Consider the following 19,915-nt stretch of genomic DNA (forward strand, 5'->3'; position numbering starts at 1 on the left):
GCGTCGCCCGCGGGCTTGCCTGGCAGGGAGATCGGCGCGCCTAGTTGACGAACTCGGCAATCGCGCGATTAAAGGCATCTGGATCGGCGATATTCATGCCATGCGAGGCGCCGACAATTGTGTGACGCTCCGCGCAGCCGATCCATTCTTTCAGCTTCTCGACTGTGCTACGAAACATCCGAGGACTCTTTTGTCCATCGATCAGCAACGTTCGACACTGGATTTCGCTGGCGGCTTCGAATGTGTACGCGGGCAACGGGTCTCGCATTTGCTTCGGCAGCGTGAGCGCATTATCCAGCGCCATGCCGCGAAAGCCTCGCGAGCTCTTGCTCCAGAAGCCAGGCCTCGTGACCGAATCCACGAACAGGTTCAGACCGGCATCGAAGTCGCCCTGCTCGATCAGTTCCGCGGCTGCCGACCGCAACGCCTGGGTGGCAGGCGGCAGTTTGCCGGCCTCTGGCTGTCCGTTTGTCTGCAGTGGGCCGCCGGGGTCAGCAAGCGTGAGGGTCTTTACCAACCGAGGCGATCGACGCGCCAGTTGAAAGGCAATGCAGCCGCCACGCGAGTGACCGACAAGATGGACCGGCCCCAGATCCAGCGCCTCAATGAACTCCGCCATCTCGTCGACATGCGTCTCCCAACTGAAATCGCCGCGCCCGAACGCGCCGGTCTCTGGCCAATAGTGGCTCAGGCTCGGAGCGAAGCAGTGAAAGGTCTGCGACAGTGAAGAAATCTGCGGGGCCCAATAGCGGTAGTCGCATAGCGAGCCGTGTACGAAGACCATTGGCTCACCGCTTCCCGTTTCGACGTACGGAACCGAAGTGCCGGAAGCGATAGACAAGAATGATGGCTGTGGCGAAGTGCCGGCAAGAGCCAGCGTAGTCAGGGGCGCTCGTGCATTCATCGTTGTAACTCCTTTCACCGAACTTTGCTGCAGCGCATCCAAAAAGAAAATCGCATAATATTGATGGAATGCTTCAGTTTTTCTGATACATCAAGACAGCGGCGCCAAGCAAATGAACACTGAAAGAAAAGCCCTCGATGTCGACGTCCTCAACATGATCATCGCCGTGGCGGACAGCGGCACAATCAGCAGGGCGGCTGATCTCGTCCATCGGTCGCAGTCGGCGGTGAGCATGCAGATCAAAGCGCTGGAATCGGCCCTGGGCAAGGCGCTTTTCGTGCGCAAGCCGCGCAGTGTGATTCCGACACAGGACGGTGAGGTCCTCCTCGCTTATGCGCGTCGCATCATTGCACTGCGGGACGAGGCATGGGCAGCAGTGGTTCGGCCGGACGTCACCGGCCGCGTCGTGATCGGCGTACCCGACGATTATGCGACGTCGCTATTTCCGCCAATATTGAAGAAGTTCTCGGCTACTTACCCGAAAGTCGAGATTCAGGTCATTGGGCTGCCCAGCGTCGCATTGGCCCCGATGTTGCGGGACGGCACGGTGGATCTGGTCTGCGCAACGCGTGTCAAAGGGCTGACCGGTGAGTTTTTGCGGCATGAGCCGATGGTCTGGGCGACCGCCCCGGGATCCGCGGAGATCTGCCATGAGCGGCCGCTACCCATTGCCGTCTTTCTGCCAGGAAGTGTCGCGCGTGAGAAAGCCATTCGAAGCCTTGAGCGCGCAAAAATCACGTATCGAACCTCATACGAGAGTCCGAGCCTGCTGGGCCTGCTAACGATGGCCCGCGCCGGCCTCGCCGTCACCCCGCTGGCGCGGTGTGCCGTCCCGCCTGACTTCATGCTGTTGGGGCCCGCTCACGGCTTGCCAGAAATCGGCCATCTCGAAATCGTCCTCGCCCGTAGCGTCACGTCGAATCGACCGCCCTGCGATTTTCTTGCGGAACGCATCGTCGCAGAGCTTCACGCGTGAACGCCATGCACAACGGCAATGGGTGCAGGCCGACCTGAATATCGGGCCGGCCATTTTTCCTGGCCGTTACGTCGCCAGGAATGACTATCCCTTGCTTCGGCTGAACAGCCCCTTGCAACGCTCCCACATCACGCTAAAGAACAGGGCGACAGGGTTGATCTGGACGACCTTCATACGCTCTGTCTCACTCAGCGTCGGGTCGAGTCGACGCGCCACCGATTTGCCAAAATCGGCAATCATGCGTCGCACGAAATCCTTCACCAGACCAGACCGCGAGAATTGCGCCAATGGGCCCTGAAGGGAGTACTGGAGGTCGACGACAACCTCCGTCTCCACATCGGAACGGGAAACCAGCTGGTAGGCGATATCGCCAGCGGCCTTCGAGTTGCTGAGGGAGTCTTGTCCGGCGCCACGCAGCACGCCGCGCTTGGCGTCGTTATCCTGCTGCAAGCGTGCCGCGCCCTCGAACTTGGCAGACATTGGTCCAAATTTGATAGCAATATGTCCTTTCACCTTCTCGCCGTCCAGTTCAGTCAGGACGGCACCCGGGAGGCAGCCAGCCACGGCTTGCAGATCGGCCATGAACGCCCAGACTGCGTCAATTCCGTATGGAACGGTAAAGCCGCCTTCGATCCGAGACCACCCTTTCTTATCCGCCGAACGTTCGACTTCCGCACCCTGCGCCTGGGCCGCGGCAGGCTGACGCGCGGCGCCGAGAGCCCCCTCGTCAACTGTAAACCCTTCGAATACCGGCCGCCCCGACGAACTGGGCGTGGTGCTCGCGACGGCAACCATGCTCGCCGAATCCGCACGTCGCGCTGCCAGCACGGACCGGATCGCTGCCACAATGCCCATGTAGCCGGTGCAGCGGCACAAGTTGCCAGACAGTTCGTGACGAATCACCGCCTCGTCGGCGTCCGGCAGGCGGGTCACGATGTCGTACGCGGTCGCCAGCATGCCCGGTGTGCAATACCCGCATTGCAAGGCGTGGTGCTTGTTAAACGCCTGACGCAACTGCGCCATCACCGGATCGTCCTGATAGCCTTCGACGGTGATGATGTCTGCGCCGCTGCAACTGGCGGCAAACGTGATGCAAGAGCGCACTGGCTTGCCGTCCATCATGACGGTGCAGGCACCGCAGACACCGTGCTCGCACCCCAGGTGCGTACCAGTCAGGCGATGGGTATCCCGAAGAAAATCCCCCAGGTGTGTGCGGTCCGCACAGGCGCCGGAAACCTGACGCCCATTGACCTTGAACTCGATCGTTTGCACGGGATGATCCTCAGCTCAACATTTGTGAAACACAGCGGACGACCACGGTACGGCATAGCTTGCGGTCAATGGCGTCCTTCTCTGGGGCGGCAAGCGCTACTGCCGCGTCAATGGCCTGATCGGTCAGGGCCTCAAGACCTTTGGCCGCGACGCTTCTGGTCAGATCACGAAGAACGACCGGCGGGCCGTCCAATGCGCCAAGTACGATGCGCGCAAACCGGCGGCTGCCATCGAAATACGCCGCGCAGCTTGCCTCGGCGAACTCGCCCGTCTTTCGGCACAACTTGTGGTATCCCCAACGACTGCTTGCAGAGAATGGGGCGATGCGCACCGCACGGATGACCTCTCCCTCTTCCAGCACCGTGGTGTAGGCGCCGAGCATGAAATCATCGATCGCTGCCACGCGAGTCCCTTTAGATGATGCGAGCTCAAGCTGTGCGCCGAGCGCTGTCATCGTGACCACCCAATCGGCAGCGGGGTCGGCGTGCGCAAGACTTCCGCCAACGGTCCCGCGGTTGCGGATTGCCCGGTAGGCAATGCCGGCGGCGACCTCCTGCAGCATCGAATCACGCAGCGGCGCAAATGCGCCGTCTTCGATCTGTGCGTGGGTGACACCGGCGCCGATGCGAATGTAGCCATCCTGCTCGACGACATCCCGCATCTCCGCCAGCTGTGAGAGGTCAACAACGGTATTCGGGCGTACGAGGCGCATATTGAGCATCGGACCGAAGGACTGGCCGCCCCCCATTGGCTTGACGATGTCTGTCCCTGCGGCCAAGCGTGTCAGCGCATCCTTGAGGGTCGCCGGGGAAAAATAGGAAAAGGCAACGGCTTTCATGAATTAGGCGGCCCTCCGCTTCTCGACCTGGATCTGCGCGTCTTGCAACGCTTCCAGGACCTTGCGTGGCGTGAGTGGGGTTTCCTTCAGTTCAACCCCGAAGGATGACAAGGCATCGTTGACAGCATTGAAGATCGCGGCCGGCGGAGCAATCGCCCCACCCTCCCCCATCCCCTTCGCACCAAACTCTGTATGCGGCGAGGGTGTCTCGAAATGATGGATGCGAATAGACGGAATCTCCGTGGGGCCCGGCAGCATGTAGTCAGCCAAGGTTGAGGCCAGTGGCTGACCATTGCCGTCGTAACGCATTTCTTCGTACATGGCCGTGCCGATGCCCTGCGCCACGCCCCCATAGGTCTGACCTTCCACGACCATTGGGTTCACCATCGTTCCGCAGTCTTCGACAACGACATAGTCGAGAATCTCGACATGCCCCGAATCCGTATCCACTTCAAGGGCCACCGCATGTGTGGCGTAGGTAAAGCTTCCAGTGTCCACCGCGGGCTTGAAACCCATGGTGGTCTCGAGACCCTGAGGGTCCACGTCGGCAGGCAGAAGGTGCGGGTTGATATACCAGGCATTGGCAATGCGCTGGACATCGATGCGAGCCGTCCCGGCCAGCACCTGCCCCGCCTCGAACCGGGCATCCTGCTCGGCAACGCCGATCATGTGTGCACCGATCTTCAACAGACGGGGCAGCAAGGCCTTGCAAGCCCGGGAAACCGCACCACCCGACATGACGAGCGAGCGGGAGGCATAGGTGCCAGACGAATACGGCGTAAGCCCGGTATCTCCATGTACGACCTTGATGCGGGAGATATCGATCCCCAGGATCTCGTTGGCGATCTGGGCAAACGTCGTCTCCATCCCCTGACCGTGGGAATGCACCCCAACGCGAACCTCGAGGCCACCATCCGGGGTCACGCGCACGGTGGCAGAGTCAAAGCCCGGAATCACCGGGGTACCCCATGCAGCAAAGACCGAGGTGCCGTGGGCCGATTGCTCCGTGTAGGTTGCAAATCCCACGCCAACATAGCGGCTGCCGCGCGGGCCGGCCTCCTGCATGGCGCGGATGCCCTGCAGGTTGATCATCTCGGCTGCCTTGCGCACGCTTGCCGGGTAATCGCCGCCATCGAAATGCTTGTTGGTCACGTTCACATACGGCATCGCCTCGGGAGGCACCAGGTTTTCGCACCGTACTTCCCATGGTTCGCGATTGACCTCCCGCGCTATCGCGTCGATGAGCAACTCCATGGCGAAGCACACGCCGGTGCGGGCCACTCCCCGATAGGGAACGAAACCTGGCTTGTTGGTCGCCACGCAAATGGTTTCGCAGCGGTAGCCGTCGAACGCATACGGTCCCGGCAGATTGCCAATGGCCTGACCGGGTTCCAGCCCGATGGTGAACGGCCACACCGAATACGCCCCCCCGTCGATCGCTATCTTCGCGTCGAGCGCCAACAGTCGGCCCCGAGAGTCTGCATGCGCAACCAGTTCATAGTGGTGCTCGCGTGAATTGGCCCCTGCCGTCAAATGTTCTCGCCGGTCTTCAATGAATCGGAATGGGCGTCGATAGGTCTTGGCAAGCCAGGCAATGCACAACTCCTCCTGCTGCAGCACACATTTATATCCAAACGCGCCACCGACATCTGGCGAAATGACCCGCACACGCTCCTGATCGAGTCCCAGGCAATGGCTGAGGACCGTGCGGATCAGATGCGGCACCTGCGTGGCGCTGTAGACCACCAACTGATCAAACTGATGGTCCCAATAGGCGAGCACTGCCTTACCTTCCATGGGAACCATGCATTGGCGCGCAAGATCGATCTTGCGGCTGACCGTAACGGTGGCCTCGCTGCGGCGTTGCTCGAAATTCTTGTCGGCTGTCAGGGTCAGGAAGGTATTGTCGTTCCAGTGCTCATGCACGCGCACCTCGCTGGAAAGCTCGAGCGCCTGGGACACCTCCGTGATCGCCGTGAGCTCCTCGAACTCCACCACAACGCCTTCGACGATGTCTTCCGCTTCTGCACGCGTCGGCGCAAACGCCATGGCGATTGGCTCGCCGACAAACCGGACCTTCCCGCTCGCCAACGGTGCCTGGGAGGATTGCTTGTAGGTGGGAAGGGCCGAATCAGCTTCGATATCCAACACGCCTTCCATGTCGTCGCGCACCACAACCGCACTTGCACCGTTCTGCGGTTTCGCGATCGATACGATCCGGGCATGCGCCACCGGGCTGCGCAGGAAGGCGACCTCCTGCAGCTCCGGCATGGCGATATCCGCCACGAAGCGACCTTTGCCATGCAGATGCCGGGCATCCTCTTTGCGGGGTACGCGCGCGCCGACCCCTTGGCCGGGGGCGCTATCCGAGTGACTTGAATCCATCGGTATTTTTGTCCATTCCGTAGGGCGGCATTTCCACTTCCAACACCGCCCAATTACTCAGCACACTGACCGAAATGCTAGAAAGCGGCCAGTGGCTTGTCAATTGCGGTTTCCCGCAGGCGCCCTATGGGTGCACCCCAAGGGCTGCCAACGCCGCGTCGCGGGGCATCACCGTGGCGTATTTCTGCTCCATATCGAACAGATTGGCGGCGTGGGGTTCCAACGCCCTGTCGCCGACGCAATCCGACAGGACGAGCGGCCGGAAACCGTACTGCATCGCATCCACAACGCTGGCGCGGACACACCCGCTCGTCACGGCCCCAGCTACCAGGAGCGTGCGAACGCCATGCTGGGTCAGCCATGCGGAAAGCGCGGTACCAAAAAATGCGGAAGGCACTGTCTTGCGCACCACCAGTTCTCCCGACCGTGGATGCAACGCCTCGACAATGGCACTGTTCTTCTCTCGCTCTTTCAGCGACAGCATGTTCGGCACCTTCATCGAGAAGATGTTGTGGTCCGCGCCGTCGTCGGCGAACACGATGCGTGAGTGCGCCACCGGCCAGCCTTCGCGACGGGCGGCATTGAGTAGCGGTACCGTGTTGGCAATCGCCTCGCGGATGTTCCCACCGCCAAACACCGCCGGATCGGCGAATCCATTGACAAAATCAACGATCAGCAGCCCGAACGGCGCAGCCAGCTCCAGCTGGTTTCCAAAGCCCTGGCGCTCGTATGCGCCAATTTCCTTATGCATGTGCAGACGCTCCTTCGGGATACCTGAATCCGTCCGTTACTTTTCCGTTGGTAACAACGTCCTCGCCATCGAGCCGCACCGTACAGTGACGCAGCGGGATGTCGATATGACAGGCCGTAGTGCGCTGGCCACCGGCCTCGTTGTTCGGCCCGAGCGAGAAAAGGAAGTTGCCCTCGAAAGCTCTCGCATCCATGCCGATCGTCGCCTCGCGGTCATAGAGACCAAGCGTTGTCCAGTGTGCGCGAGGTTGGAGGCCCCAGCCGATATGCGAGATCGCATAGGCTTCCGGGTCATTGAAGGACGCCACGTACTCACTCAGCAACTCGGCATGCAAGCCGCCTTCGATGCCTGAGGCAAAGCCATTGCGCACGGTGATGGTGATCGGCTCCGTCACGTAGGTTTTCTGCGGCAGCAGGATGTCGCCACGGTCCAGCACGATCGTGCCGTTCGCGCCCTTCTCATTCGGCCAGGTCAAGGCAAAGCCGCTAGGCCAGTGATCCCAGCGCCCCGGCTCGTCCACGAAACCGTACTCGCTAATTGCCGGAAACTCTCCCAGAGGACAACGCAGATCGGTCCCCGCCTGGGATATGACATGCATTTCCTTTGCGGCAGTGATCCGCCGGGCGGCTGCCTGGACACGTTCACGATCCGATTCGGTCGGGACCAGCCGCGCCAGGACCTCCGGCGGCTCGACCGCCAGCAGGATCCTGGTTCCGCCTGCCAGAATTTCGTGCTGCTCCGGCGAGAACAGCAGGGTCATGAGATCAAGCACCAAATCGCTGGCCTTGAGCGCTGCGATCGCGGCGCGATTGCCCGTCAGCGGCGTCGTGCCGAGATAAGCCAGCGAATCCCGGCTGAGCGCCTTCTCGCCGTTGACCGGCGGAAGGTCCAGCCGGTTGACCACTGCGCCCATGGCCTGCGTGGCGATCAGCGCGGTAGCGAGCGTCTGCGGGTGCGTAGCGGCGCTCGTGAGAATGGTGACCGTCTGACCGGGCTCAAGCTTCGACAGACGCAGCACTTGCGTCCAGGCCTGCACCATCTGTGAATCGCTCACTGGCATGGCTACTCCTTACTTGATTGCAGGGACACACCGAGGAAATCGCCAAAGGCAGCGTAAAAGCCCGCCTCGTTGTCCCAAGGGATCATGTGGCCAGCGTCTTCCACGTGGCTCGTCTGCACACCGGGCAACAGGCTGCGAATCTCGGCGACATCCTCGGCTCGCACGACGTCTCCCCGCCCCGCAGTCATTAACAGCGTAGGAACCGTGACGCGTGGCATGTCGGCGTGGACATCGTCACGGTGGAAGTCTTCGAAGCTTTGGACGATGGCCTGTTCGTTGCACGTGTGAAGCCATTCCGCACGCAGCCGAAGCTGTTCCTCGGTCCACGTTGGACAGAAGTGCCGCATGCCCTCGACATCGATACCGTTGCGCGCCAAGCGAATGGAATCCACATACCAAGGCAACTGGGCCGGATATGGGCGGCGCCCCGGACCGGATACCGGGGGGTCTACCATGACGAGCCGCGCGAGCCCGCGTGGGCGACGAGCCGCAGCGCGCACGCCAATGCGACCGCCCATCGAGTGACCGACAATGCTGTAGCGAGGCAGCGCTAGCGCCTCGGCAAAATCAATCACATCGCTGGCCTGTGCGTCCAACCCATAGTCCAGGCCTGCTTCCGCCGACGACAGGCCGCGGCCGCGCACGTCAAGGATGTAGGTATCGAAGAATTGGCCAAAGCGCTCGCCCACGAACCCCCACGTGATGGCGGGGCTCGTAATGCCGGGGATCACGATAACGGCGTCCCGCGCGGCTCGCGCGCCATCCTGGCCGCCGTAACGCAAGTAGTGCTGCCGGATACCGTTGGCGTGTGCATGGCCGCCATATTTGAACGTGCTCATACCCCGGCCCTCAGTATGCGCCCGACAACAGCGCACCGGCCCCTGGCACCACGGCCTCGAGATCCAGCGACTTGAGCATGGCATAGGTTGTCGCCACGGCCGCGGTGATCACCGGCTTGCCGGTGATCGCCTCCACCTTCGCAATTGCCGGCAGCGACGGCATCTGCACGCATGCGGACAGCACGATCGCATCGGCATCGGCGTAGTTCATCCCGGACACAATCGCCGGAAGTCGCGACGGATCATGGCGGGCAACATCAAGGTTATCGGGAATCTCGAGCGCCCGATAATCGATCACCTCATATCCTTCGTTGCGAATGTAGTCCACCACGAGTTCTGTCAGAGGCTTCATGTAAGGCGCGACGACAACGATACGTTTCGCGCCGATCACCTTCAGGCCATCGATCAGTGCCCCGGCGCTCGTGATGACCGGAGCATTCGCGCCGTTCGCCGCCGTGTGGGCGGTCAGACGCGCTTCGGACTTCCGGTGGTAGCCGTGTCCCATGGCCATGATCGCCACGAGGCAAGCGTATCCCAGCACGTCAACGCTAGCATCACTCAATTCCACCGCACAGCGATCCGACTCCGCATCCATGGCGGCCAGTTCTTCCTTGACGACCTTCTTCATGCGCATGCGGCTCGAATGGAACGTGAACCGCTCCGGGCGAATATGCTGCCTTGCGGTCAGCATGGCCGGAATTTCCGTCTCCATGGTGATGTTGGAGCTTGGGACGATCTGGCCGATGCGATATACCTTCTGCATGATGTTCCTTGTGTGCCTGGGGGCGATTAGAGTTTCAAGATACGTTGCGCATTGCCATGGCAGACCAGCGCGCGTGTGGTCTCGTCCAGCGGTGCGGTTTCGATGAACCTGGCCGCGACTTCGGTCGATTCGTAGGGATAGTCGACCGAGAACATCACCGCTTCCGCGCCCATTTCGGCGATCGCACCTGCCAACGCGCCGTGCGAGCAGACGCCCGACGTCGTGATCACGATGTTGCTGCCGATGTATTCCGACGGCGCGCGATCGAGACGGATGCCTTGCGAGTACACGGGGAAACGGCTGTCAAAGCGCCACCGCAGGTAGGGAAGCCCTTCACCCATGTGTCCGAGGATCAGCTTCAGTCGCGGGAAACGATCGAAAACCCCGCCGAACAGCAAACGCAGCGCATGCGAGGCCGTCTCCACGCCCCAGCCCCACACGGCGCCGGTCAGTTCCGGATGGCCAGCGAACACGGTGGGCTGGACCGCAGCATCCGTCGGGTGCAGATACAGCGGAACATCGAGCGCCTGCATACGTTCCCAGAACACGTCATAGGCCAGGTCGTCGTAGTAGCGCCCGAGGGTATGGCCGTTTACCAGCGCTCCCTTGAAACCAAGATCGAGGACAGTGCGCTCGAGTTCCTTTGCTGCCTGTACCGGGTCTTGCATCGGCAGCGCGGCAAAGCCGGCGTAACGAGTCGGGTGGCGGGAAACCTGCTCAGCCAGGAAGTCGTTACTTGTGCGGGACCGGGTGATGGCCAGTTCGGTATCGCTCTCCCCTTGTACGCCAGGTCCGGTCTGCGACAGCACCACCATGTCAATACCGGCGCGGTCCATCTCGCCCAGACGAAGTTCGTCGAAGTCCGCGAGCCGTCGGCCAATGTCGGCAAAGACCTCAGGGTCGATGAGCTGGGTGAATCCTTTCGAATACGCCTGGAAGCCAGGCGTCATGAAATGTTCTTCGAGGGCGATCTTTTTAACTCTTGCCATGTTGCGACGACTCCTGAGGGGAACTCGGGTGCATGGACCACGTCGTGTCACGCACCAATTGATCAGTACACTGAGTATTTGCGGATTCTAGTCACCGGGATTTGAAAAGTCTAGGCGCCGGTGCGGAGGGTTAACACTGATAACGACGCATACTGACGATCAGTACACTGTTTTTCATAGTCAGTATGCTGACAATATGAGGCGATACACCGGCTGTCAGCGCCCGCACAACAACAATTCGTCCACCACCGACGACCTTTTGGGGAGCCCCACCATGCCACGTCATCGCATTCCTTGCCTCCGCGCAGCCGCTTCCGCAGTGCTTGCCCTGCTGGCGACACCACCCGCCCTGGCTGACGCCAGCGGCGTCAAGATCGGCGTCATCACCGATATGAGCGGTTCGTACGCGGACCTTTCCGGACGCGGCTCCGTCGTCGCCGCACAAATGGCGGTGGAAGAGTACGGTGGAAAGGCCCTCGGGAAGTCTGTAATAGTTGTTTCGGCAGACCATCAGAACAAGGCAGACATTGCGTCCTCGCTGGCGCGCCGATGGTTTGACACCGAGGGCGTGGACATGGTGATCGACTTTCCAAACTCGTCCACAGCCCTCGCTGTACAGGAAGTGGCGCGTCAGAAGCAAAAGATCAATATCGTCTCGACGGGCGGTGCCATGGCGTTGACCAATCAGGCATGCTCGCCAACGGGATTCCACTGGGCATGGGACACCTATTCCGTGTCCTACCCTCTGGTCAAGCGCATGGTTGAACAGGGCAGGAATAGCTGGTACTACATCACCGTGGACTATGCGTTTGGCCATTCGCTGGAAGCTGACTTCCGCAAGGCGGTGGACGCCGTGGGCGGCAAGAACGTCGGCAGCACGAAGCATCCGCTGAACGCCAGCGACTTCAGCAGCCAGGTGGTGGCAGCATCCACTTCCAAGGCCAAGGTCGTCGTGCTTGCCAATGCCGGCAATGACATGATCAACGGGGTCAAGGCCGCAAAGGAGTTCGGCCTGCAGCGCGCCGGCCAGATCGTCATCACCCCGTCGACCTTCATTACCGACATCAAGAGTCTCGGCCTTCCCACGGCTCAGGGTCTGATCTACGTCGATCCATTCAAGCTGGATCTCGACGCCAAGTCCAAAGCGTTCGTCGAGAACTACTACAAGCGGCAGAAGGCCTACCCTACCCACGGCCAGATCGGCGTGTATTCCGGCGTCCTTCACTACCTGAAGGCCGTTGACGCGGCAAAGACGATTGACGGACCTGCTGTCGCGGAAAAGATGCGCGTAATCCCCGTCAATGATGCGTTTGTGCATAACGGCAAGGTGCGTGTGGATGGTCGCATGGTCCACGACATGTACCTCGCCGAAGCCAAGGCGCCGAGTGAGTCGAAAGGTCCATGGGATCTGGTCAAGTACATCGCCACGATTCCCGGCGATGATGCTTTCCGGCCGCTTTCGGCCAGCGAATGCAGCTTGGCCAGGAATTGATTGCACGGGCCGTCTTGTAGCCGCGCACGGTTGTTTGCGTGCGCGGTGGGCGCCGGCCCACAACAGGGTTAACGAGGACGCGAGCGGCATTTTAATCAGTACACTGATCTTATATACTCAGTACACTGATTACTTTGTAGTGAGAGGCTTTCATGACCGCTTTGGGTAGGACTTTGAAGGAGCTTCAGATGTCACAGTCGGCGCCAATTCTCATTGTTGGATGCGGACAGGCAGGAGCCATGGCGGCCGCGGAGCTCCGCAAGCTTGGCTTTTGTGGTCGTATCGTGATGGTCGGAAGCGAGACCCACGCGCCTTATGAACGCCCACCGCTATCCAAGGCGGTCCTTGCGTCGGGAGCCGAAGGCGTCCAGGTCGCCTTGCATCCGGAAGGCTTCTATGCCGAGCAGTCGATCGAACTGCGTCTGGGCGTCGAGGTCAATGCCATTGACACGGCAAACAGCGTCGCATACTGCAGTGACGGCGAGGTGCTGCCGTATGCATCGTGCCTCATCGCCACCGGCGGGGACGCTCGTGTACTAACCTCACTGCCCGCTGGTACGCCCTCCGTGCACTACTTGCGCACAATGGATGATGCGAACGGCTTGCGCGACGCGATGCGGACGGCCAAGGACGTCCTGGTCATCGGCGGAGGGTTCCTCGGCCTCGAAGCAGCTTCGACGGCGCTTGACCAAGGTCTGCGCGTGACCCTGGCCGAGTCGAACCATCGATTGCTCGGCCGTGCCGTGCCGGCTGAACTTGCAGACTGGCTCGAGCAGCGAGTACGGTCGCGCGGCGTCGATCTGCGACTCGGCCTGGATATCGCCAGTATCGATATCCGCGAGGACGGTCTGCGCTTCCGCTTCGCCGATGGCACGACACTGCAGCCGTCCCTCGTGGTGGTCGCTGTCGGGCTGACGCCTCGTGTCAATCTGGCCACCGAAGCCGGCCTGGCGCTTCATCCGGCTAACGGCGGGATCGAGGTGAACGAACATTGCCAGACCAGCCAAAGCGGTGTGTATGCCGCGGGCGATTGCACCAGCCAGTTTCAGCCTGCCTTTGGTGTCCATATGCGGCTGGAGTCCTGGCAGAACGCCAACGAGCAAGCGCGGATTGCCGCTGCCGCCATGCTCGGTGTACAGACACAGCCAGCGGCCTTGCCCTGGTTCTGGACTGATCAGTTCGGCTGCAACGTCCAGATGCTCGGCGCGGGCCATCCCGATTGCACCTACGTCTGGCGCGATGCATCGCCTGCCGACGCCGATGCTCCAAAATTTCTGCTGCTTGGGACACGCCACGGGCGCTTGTGTCAGGCCATCGCTGTAAACGCGGGTGGAGACTTGCGACAGCTCCGCCCCCTCGTGGGCCAAGTGGTAGAGCAGCACCTGCAAAGGCTTGGCGACCACACCATCGCACTGCGCGCCCTCGTGCGTGACATTCAGGCAGACCTGATCACGTCCCCGACTCCTGTTGTACAGCCCTAGCCCATACCAAGAGGAACGATTCATGTATCAATCGCAAGCCGTCATCCACCACACGCTGGGGCGCAAGGACGCGGAGCTGGTCGACCATCAGTGGCCCGCCGATGCACTGCACTACATCCCCGACTGGGTCTATACCAGCCAGCAGGTCCACGACCTCGAACTCGACAAGATCTTCCGCGGCCGCTCATGGAACTACGTCGCCCTCGAGGCCGAGATCCCCAACCCCGGCGACTACAAACGCTCCTATGTCGGATCCACCCCCGTCGTCGTCTCCCGCGCCGAGGACCGCAGCATCAACGTCTTCGAGAACCGCTGCGCACACCGCGGTGCCGAGTTCTGCCGTCACAGCCAGGGCAACACCAAGGAATTCGTCTGCCCCTACCACCAGTGGTCCTACGATCTCAAGGGCAATCTCCAGGGCGTGCCCTTCAAGCGCGGCGTCAACCGCGCCGGCGGCATGCCCAAGGACTTCCGCAACGAAGACCACGGCCTGCTCAAGCTCAACGTCACCACCCGCAACGGTGTGATCTTCGCCTCCTACTCCGACGATGTGGAGGACCTCGAAACCTACCTGACTCCCGATATCCTCAAGGACTTCGACATCGTCTTCAACGGCAAGCCCCTCAAGGTGCTCGGCTACTACAAGAACGAGCTGCCGTGTAACTGGAAGATGTACCACGAGAACCTGAAGGACCCCTACCACGCCACCCTGCTGCACTCGTTCCTCGTCGTCTTCGGCCTGCTGGTCGCCGGCAACGAGTCCGCCATGATCGCCGACCCCGTGCACGGCCGCCATGGCACCATGGCCTCGGCCAAGAAGGAAGACAAGTACGCCGCCGTCAGCGACGAGAACAAGAAGGAAATGCGCTCCTACCACGAGGGCATGCGCCTGGAGGATGATCGGTTCCTCGAATACATCCGGGAATTCGACTCGCCATGGTCGGTCACCATGCAGACCGTCTGGCCCAACCTCATCGTGCAGCGCGAGATGAACACCCTCGGCGTGCGCCAGATCGTCCCCAACGGCCCCAACAGCATGATCATGCTCTGGACCATGTTCGGCTACGAGGACGACTCCGAGGAGATGACACAGCACCGTCTGCGCCAGGGCAACCTCATGGGCCCCGCAGGATTCCTCGGCCTCGAAGACAACGAAGCAATGAAGTTCGTCCAGGAAGGCGTGCGCCGCTCCAGCACCGATCTCAACGTCATCAAGCTCGACGCCAACCACATCGGCACCGCCAACTCACTCATCTCCGAGTCCGCCATCCGCGCCATGTACCAGTACTACCGCGGCGTGATGGGATTCTGAACATGAAACCGATGAACTACGCCATCTATCGCCCCAGCACCCTGCGCCCCGCACGGGCCCTCGAGCTGCGCCTGGAGATCGAGTCCTTCCATGCCGAGTACTGCGCCGTCCTCGACGCCGGCGCCGTCGAGCAATGGCCCAGCTTCTTTACCGAGGACGCGATCTATCGCATCACCGCCCGCGAGAACGCCGAGCTCAACCTGCCCGTCGGCCTCGTCTATGCCCAGGGCATCGGCATGATGCGCGACCGCGCCGCCGCCATCGCCAACACGCAGATGTTCGCCCCGCGCTACAACCTGCATCTGGTGACCAACACCCGTGTCATCGACGAGACGGCCGAAGGCGAGATCCTCGCCCAGGCCAACTTCCTGCTGCTGCAGACCCTCGTCGAAGCTCCCACCACCATCCACATGGCCGGTACCTACCACGACCGCTATCGCCGCGTGCGCGACACCCTGCTGCTCGCCGAGCGCCAGGCCGTCTACGACACCACCATCATCGCCAACGACCTCGTCTATCCCGTCTGAGGCCAAACGGCCAGAACCGGATGCGCGCCTGCGGCCCGCTCCCGGTTCACACCCCGCGCAGTATCGTGCGGCTGTACTGGTTGTTCGCCTCCACCAGGGTCGACAGCAGCGTCATGAACGTCTCGCGCTGCGCCGGCTTGAGCGGCGCAAGCATCCGCTCCTGCGCTCGCGCCATGTCCGCACGCAGCGACACCACAACGCTCTTGCCTTCCTTGGTGAGAAAGACATGCCGCGTACGGCGGTCCGCAGGGTTCTCACGCCGCTCGAGCAGCCCGCGTTCCTCCAGACGGCGTACGACATCCGCCGTGGTCGTGCGATCGAGGCCGACTTCCTGCCCCAGTGAGGTCTGATCCAGTCCAGGCATAACCGAGAGCACGGTCAGGATTGCGTACTGGACCGGCGTGATGTTAAGGGCCTTGCACTCTTCAAAGAACATCGCGACGTGGATCTGGTGCAGGCGTCGGACCAGGAAGCCCGGTCGCGCCCAGAGCAACTCCTTGGCCGGATCGGCTTCCGCCGCGGTCTCCACGCGATCATTCGGCTGCGTACTGCGTTTGCCTCTTGGTGGCATATCGGTTCTTCACGTTTGTTTGCACACTTACAAGTATAGAGGAGAGTGCCAACAGCGCCTTCTTCGAGGGCTCTAACCTGGATCCGAGGTAATGAAGCGGTTCCGCATGGAGAAGGCCGAGAGCCGGTAGACGACTCTCGGCAGCGGGACCGCTACCCGCACGCTAGGTGTGCGAGGCGCGGCGATGCCAATATTCAGAGCGGTAGTCAGCTACCTTTCGGGACAGCACCAAGACCTTGCGACGCTCCGACTGCAACGTCTTCAGGCGCACGCCACCCGAATCCGACAAGGATGCCCAGTACACACAATGCGGCAAGGTAATAGGCCGGCGCCGCAACCAGGCCCTGCTTGCCTACCAGGTACGCCGCAACTGCGGGCGCCGTTCCGCCAAAGATTGCGTATGCAGTGTTGTAGCTGAGCGCAAAGCCGGTAAACCGCACTTCCGCAGGAAAACTCCGCACGATGATGTACGGGGCCAACGTAATCGTTCCGATGAGGAACCCACCCACGATGTATAGCGGCCAGGATACGCCTGCACCGGTGATGAGCTTGAAGTAGAACGTGCCAGCCACCGCCAGCATCGCGGCGCTGCCGACAGCGAACGATCGACCACCACCAAAAATGTCCGCAGCCCACCCGACGAAAATGCTCCCGAGAATCAGCATCAGGATCGACCACGAGTTCATCGTGAACACGGTCTTTGCATCGACGCCGAATTGCGCCTGCAAGTATGTCGGGGTGTAGAGGAAATACAGTACGAAGACGCCGGAGAAAACCCAGGTCGCAAGCATGGAGACAAGCACAGCGCCGCGGTGCTGCGAAAGCACGATGGAGAGTGGCAGTTTGGCTGTCGCCACACGTTTCTCACGCAGCGACTCGAACACCGGCGTTTCGTGAAGGAAGCGGCGCAGATAGACAGAGATCAGTCCGAATACGCCGCCTGCAATGAACGGCAGACGCCAGCCCCACGATCGAAGATCGTCCGCCGGCAGGTTCGCGGTGAGGAACTTGGCACTCAGCGCACCGAGCAGGATGCCGGTGCACAAGCCACCCATCAACAACCCGCAAGCGAGGCCAATGCGATTGCGGCGCACGTGCTCGGCGCAGAAGATCCAGGCGCCCGGCACTTCGCCGCCGACCGACAGTCCTTGCAGAACGCGACACACCAGGAACAGCAACGGCGCGGCGACGCCAAGCATTTCGTAGCTTGGGAGCATGCCGATTACCAGGGTTGGCACTGCCATGAGGAAGAGGCTCAGGGCAAACATCTTCTTGCGGCCAATGCGATCGCCAAAATGGGCGAAGAAAATGCCACCGATCGGGCGTACGAGATACCCCGCCGCGAAGATGCAAAACACCTCCAGTTGCGCGAGCCATTCAGGTGTGTTGGGCGGAAAGAACACCGTGGCAAGTAGTTTCGTAAAGAACACCGCCACGATGAAATCGTAGTACTCCAGCGCTCCGCCTAGTGAGGCAAGCGAAAGCGTTTTGATGTCGTTGCGTGACAGCGATTTGCTGTCCGATGGGCTGCCGGCTTTGTACGTCGGTGAGTTCATAGTGTTTCGAAGCGTAAGCGGTGTTGCCGGCTTATCAGGCGGCTCCACCAGGACAACGGTGAATGCGGCACACGAGGATGCGCACAAGGACCCAAAACGCCGGCGTGAGCCGGCCACGAGAGAAAGTCATCTCGGGCGGGAATCAAGATGACGGTCTACGAATCAGCGCGTTAGCACTGGGCGTGATGCTGCTGCCTGGTCGCAGGCGCAGCGGCAAAGCTTCTCCATCCGCCCGACTTCAGTGGCCGGGCGTTGCCTGCGAAACGAGGCGGTGGGTACTTGCCATGGACGGGGGCTCCGGTTATCGCTAAGGCGGCCTGCGTCGCGGACTTCGGTCATCCGTCTACTCGCAGTAACTAATCAGTACACTGAATAGTTCGCAAAATTCTAGTCAGTGCGGCGCCGGGAACGCAAGGTGATTTGCAGAGGGGTTAACACCAATAACCGCTTAAGAAATCGCTCAGTACACTGACTTGTATGTTCAGTATGCTGATGATTTAACTGGACGCTTAAAAAGACTTGCCAAGGGCCCCCAACATGACAATCGGTCTGACTCGCGATAAAGCGCGTACATCGACATCCAGCATGACTGCCGAAGAGCGCAAGGTCATCTTGGCCTCCTCGTTTGGTGCATTGATGGAGTGGTACGACTTTTACATCTATGCCGCGTTGGCAGGCTATTTCGGGGTACTGTTCTTCCCGAAAGGAAACGAGACGGCGGCATTTCTCGCGAGCCTGGCGACCTTCGGCGCAGGCTTTCTGATACGTCCGGTTGGCGCCCTGCTCTTCGGGCGACTTGGCGACATGATCGGGCGCAAGTACACGTTCCTGGTCACGATCTTGCTGATGGGTGTTGCCACCGTAGGTGTCGGCGTATTGCCCACGTACGAGCAGATCGGTATCGCTGCCACGATCTTGCTTGTGCTCCTGCGACTCCTGCAGGGCCTTGCCCTGGGCGGTGAGGTCGGCGGCGCTGTGACCTACGTCGCCGAGCATTCACCGACGGACAAGCGAGGGCTCTACACGAGCTCTCTCCAGACCACGGCAACGCTTGGGTTATTGTCGTCGCTTTTCGTGGTCTATCTGCTGAAAACATGCCTGACGGAAGTGGAGTTCCGCGCGTGGGGGTGGCGGATACCGTTCATCGTGTCATTGGTGATGCTTGTAATCTCCGTCTACATCCGAGGCAAGCTCCATGAATCACCGGTGTTTGTTCGCATGAAGGCGAGCAACACGACCGCCAAATCCCCAATCCGCGAGAGCTTCCTGCGCTGGGACAATGCAAAGTACGTGCTGCTTCTCTTCGTTGTCGCTGCGGGACTCGGCGCGATCTTCGGCACCGGACACTTCTACACGATGTTCTTCGTGAACAAGACGCTCCAGGTCCCGATCGAAACGGTGCACAAGCTCATTGCGATCGCGTTGGTTGTCGCCACGCCGTGCTACCTCTTCTTCGGCTGGCTCTCGGACCGGATTGGGCGCAAGTACATCATGATGGCCGCCTGCCTGCTGGCTGCCTTGTCGTTCCAGCCCATTTTCAAGGGCTTGACCCACTATGCCAATCCGGCGCTCGAGCAATTCCAGCAGCAGGACGCCGTCCAGGTAAAGGCCGGCGACTGCAAGGCACGCCTCTTTGGCGATCCGGTCTCCGATTGCGACAAGATCCGCGGCTACCTTACCGATCTTGGCGTCGGTTACAACTTTGTGGCCACGGACGGCACCGCACCTGCGCAAGTCCGGATTGGTCAGCGCACGCTGCAAGGATTTGATCGCGAAGCCATCCGGCAGGCTCTCAAGGACGCCGGATGGCCAGAGCATGCGGATCCCGGCCGGATCAACCACTTCATGCTGTTCGTACTACTGCTGCTACCTATCCTTCTGCTCGCCATGGTGTATGGTCCGATGGCAGCATTCATGGTGGAACTGTTCCCTGCGCGGGTCCGATATACCTCGCTTTCGCTACCCTTTCACCTCGGCGCCGGCTGGGTCGGTGGAATGCTTTCCTTCGTCGTCACAGCCATGAACGTGTCAAGCGGGAACGTCTATTACGGCCTGTGGTATCCGGTGATCATCGCCGGTGCGGCCTTCATCATCGGCATGCTGTTCGTTCCCGAGACGCGGGGACGCGACCTCTCGATCTAGCACTCCCGACCAGGGAGCGGATCTATCTGCTCCCTGCTCCCTCTCCTGCACGCCTCC

The 19,915-nt window shown here is 61.0% G+C and carries 17 protein-coding genes; 6 read left to right on the forward strand and 11 right to left on the reverse strand.

Annotation, left to right across the window (positions count from 1 at the left end; translation table 11 throughout):
• Positions 1–40 precede the first annotated feature (40 nt).
• Positions 41–904 carry an alpha/beta fold hydrolase gene (locus tag ACO550_RS25795; protein ID WP_315597161.1) on the reverse strand — a complete coding sequence of 288 codons (864 nt, stop codon included), beginning with the start codon at positions 902–904 and terminating at the stop codon, positions 41–43.
• Positions 905–1,016: 112 nt separating this feature from the next.
• Between ACO550_RS25795 and ACO550_RS25800 the strand changes: the two genes are divergently transcribed.
• Complete coding sequence (locus ACO550_RS25800) at positions 1,017–1,880, forward strand: LysR substrate-binding domain-containing protein (protein WP_315597160.1); 864 nt, start codon at positions 1,017–1,019, stop codon at positions 1,878–1,880.
• Positions 1,881–1,964: 84 nt separating this feature from the next.
• Here ACO550_RS25800 and ACO550_RS25805 read toward each other — a convergent pair whose 3' ends face one another.
• From ACO550_RS25805 to ACO550_RS25840, 8 genes are all read right to left on the reverse strand, one after another.
• Entirely contained in the window at positions 1,965–3,152 is a 1,188-nt protein-coding gene (locus ACO550_RS25805; RefSeq protein ID WP_315597159.1) for a xanthine dehydrogenase family Fe-S subunit, read from the reverse strand.
• A gap of 10 nt (positions 3,153–3,162) precedes the next feature.
• Positions 3,163–3,990 (reverse strand): FAD binding domain-containing protein, encoded by an 828-nt coding sequence (locus ACO550_RS25810; protein ID WP_315597158.1) that lies wholly within the window; start codon positions 3,988–3,990, stop codon positions 3,163–3,165.
• Positions 3,991–3,993: 3 nt separating this feature from the next.
• Positions 3,994–6,375, reverse strand: coding sequence for a molybdopterin cofactor-binding domain-containing protein (locus ACO550_RS25815; protein ID WP_315597157.1), 2,382 nt, complete (start codon positions 6,373–6,375; stop codon positions 3,994–3,996).
• Positions 6,376–6,499: 124 nt separating this feature from the next.
• Positions 6,500–7,126: an isochorismatase family protein gene (locus ACO550_RS25820; RefSeq protein WP_315597156.1), complete on the reverse strand. Its 627-nt coding sequence runs from the start codon at positions 7,124–7,126 to the stop codon at positions 6,500–6,502.
• Entirely contained in the window at positions 7,119–8,186 is a 1,068-nt protein-coding gene (locus ACO550_RS25825; RefSeq protein WP_315597155.1) for a 2,5-dihydroxypyridine 5,6-dioxygenase NicX family protein, read from the reverse strand. Before ACO550_RS25825 ends, ACO550_RS25820 begins: the two co-directional genes overlap by 8 nt.
• A 2-nt stretch (positions 8,187–8,188) precedes the next feature.
• Positions 8,189–9,025 (reverse strand): alpha/beta fold hydrolase, encoded by an 837-nt coding sequence (locus ACO550_RS25830; RefSeq protein WP_315597154.1) that lies wholly within the window; start codon positions 9,023–9,025, stop codon positions 8,189–8,191.
• A 10-nt stretch (positions 9,026–9,035) separates the two neighbouring features.
• On the reverse strand, positions 9,036–9,788 hold the full coding sequence (locus ACO550_RS25835; RefSeq protein ID WP_315597153.1) for an aspartate racemase/maleate isomerase family protein: 753 nt from the start codon (positions 9,786–9,788) through the stop codon (positions 9,036–9,038).
• 26 nt (positions 9,789–9,814) lie between these two features.
• On the reverse strand, positions 9,815–10,777 hold the full coding sequence (locus ACO550_RS25840; RefSeq protein ID WP_315597152.1) for an amidohydrolase family protein: 963 nt from the start codon (positions 10,775–10,777) through the stop codon (positions 9,815–9,817).
• A gap of 274 nt (positions 10,778–11,051) precedes the next feature.
• On the opposite strand from ACO550_RS25840, the gene ACO550_RS25845 reads away from it, so the two are divergent.
• The 4 genes from ACO550_RS25845 to ACO550_RS25860 all read left to right on the forward strand — a co-directional run bounded on the left by ACO550_RS25845 (position 11,052) and on the right by ACO550_RS25860 (position 15,589).
• Positions 11,052–12,269: an ABC transporter substrate-binding protein gene (locus ACO550_RS25845; RefSeq protein ID WP_315597151.1), complete on the forward strand. Its 1,218-nt coding sequence runs from the start codon at positions 11,052–11,054 to the stop codon at positions 12,267–12,269.
• 188 nt (positions 12,270–12,457) lie between these two features.
• Complete coding sequence (locus ACO550_RS25850) at positions 12,458–13,750, forward strand: NAD(P)/FAD-dependent oxidoreductase (RefSeq protein ID WP_315597150.1); 1,293 nt, start codon at positions 12,458–12,460, stop codon at positions 13,748–13,750.
• 22 nt (positions 13,751–13,772) lie between these two features.
• A complete protein-coding gene (locus ACO550_RS25855) occupies positions 13,773–15,062 on the forward strand; it encodes a Rieske 2Fe-2S domain-containing protein (RefSeq protein ID WP_485995006.1) in 1,290 nt (429 codons plus the stop codon).
• Positions 15,063–15,073: 11 nt separating this feature from the next.
• A complete protein-coding gene (locus ACO550_RS25860) occupies positions 15,074–15,589 on the forward strand; it encodes an aromatic-ring-hydroxylating dioxygenase subunit beta (protein WP_485995011.1) in 516 nt (171 codons plus the stop codon).
• 46 nt (positions 15,590–15,635) lie between these two features.
• Here the strand turns inward: ACO550_RS25860 and ACO550_RS25865 are convergent, their stop codons facing one another.
• Both ACO550_RS25865 and ACO550_RS25870 read right to left on the reverse strand, forming a co-directional pair.
• On the reverse strand, positions 15,636–16,160 hold the full coding sequence (locus ACO550_RS25865) for a MarR family winged helix-turn-helix transcriptional regulator (RefSeq protein ID WP_485995007.1): 525 nt from the start codon (positions 16,158–16,160) through the stop codon (positions 15,636–15,638).
• A 206-nt stretch (positions 16,161–16,366) separates the two neighbouring features.
• Positions 16,367–17,716 (reverse strand): MFS transporter, encoded by a 1,350-nt coding sequence (locus tag ACO550_RS25870; RefSeq protein WP_315598897.1) that lies wholly within the window; start codon positions 17,714–17,716, stop codon positions 16,367–16,369.
• 537 nt (positions 17,717–18,253) lie between these two features.
• Here ACO550_RS25870 and ACO550_RS25875 point away from each other — a divergent pair.
• Positions 18,254–19,858: an MFS transporter gene (locus ACO550_RS25875; protein WP_315598896.1), complete on the forward strand. Its 1,605-nt coding sequence runs from the start codon at positions 18,254–18,256 to the stop codon at positions 19,856–19,858.
• Positions 19,859–19,915: the final 57 nt, after the last annotated feature.

Source organism: Cupriavidus sp. (assembly GCF_057315035.1).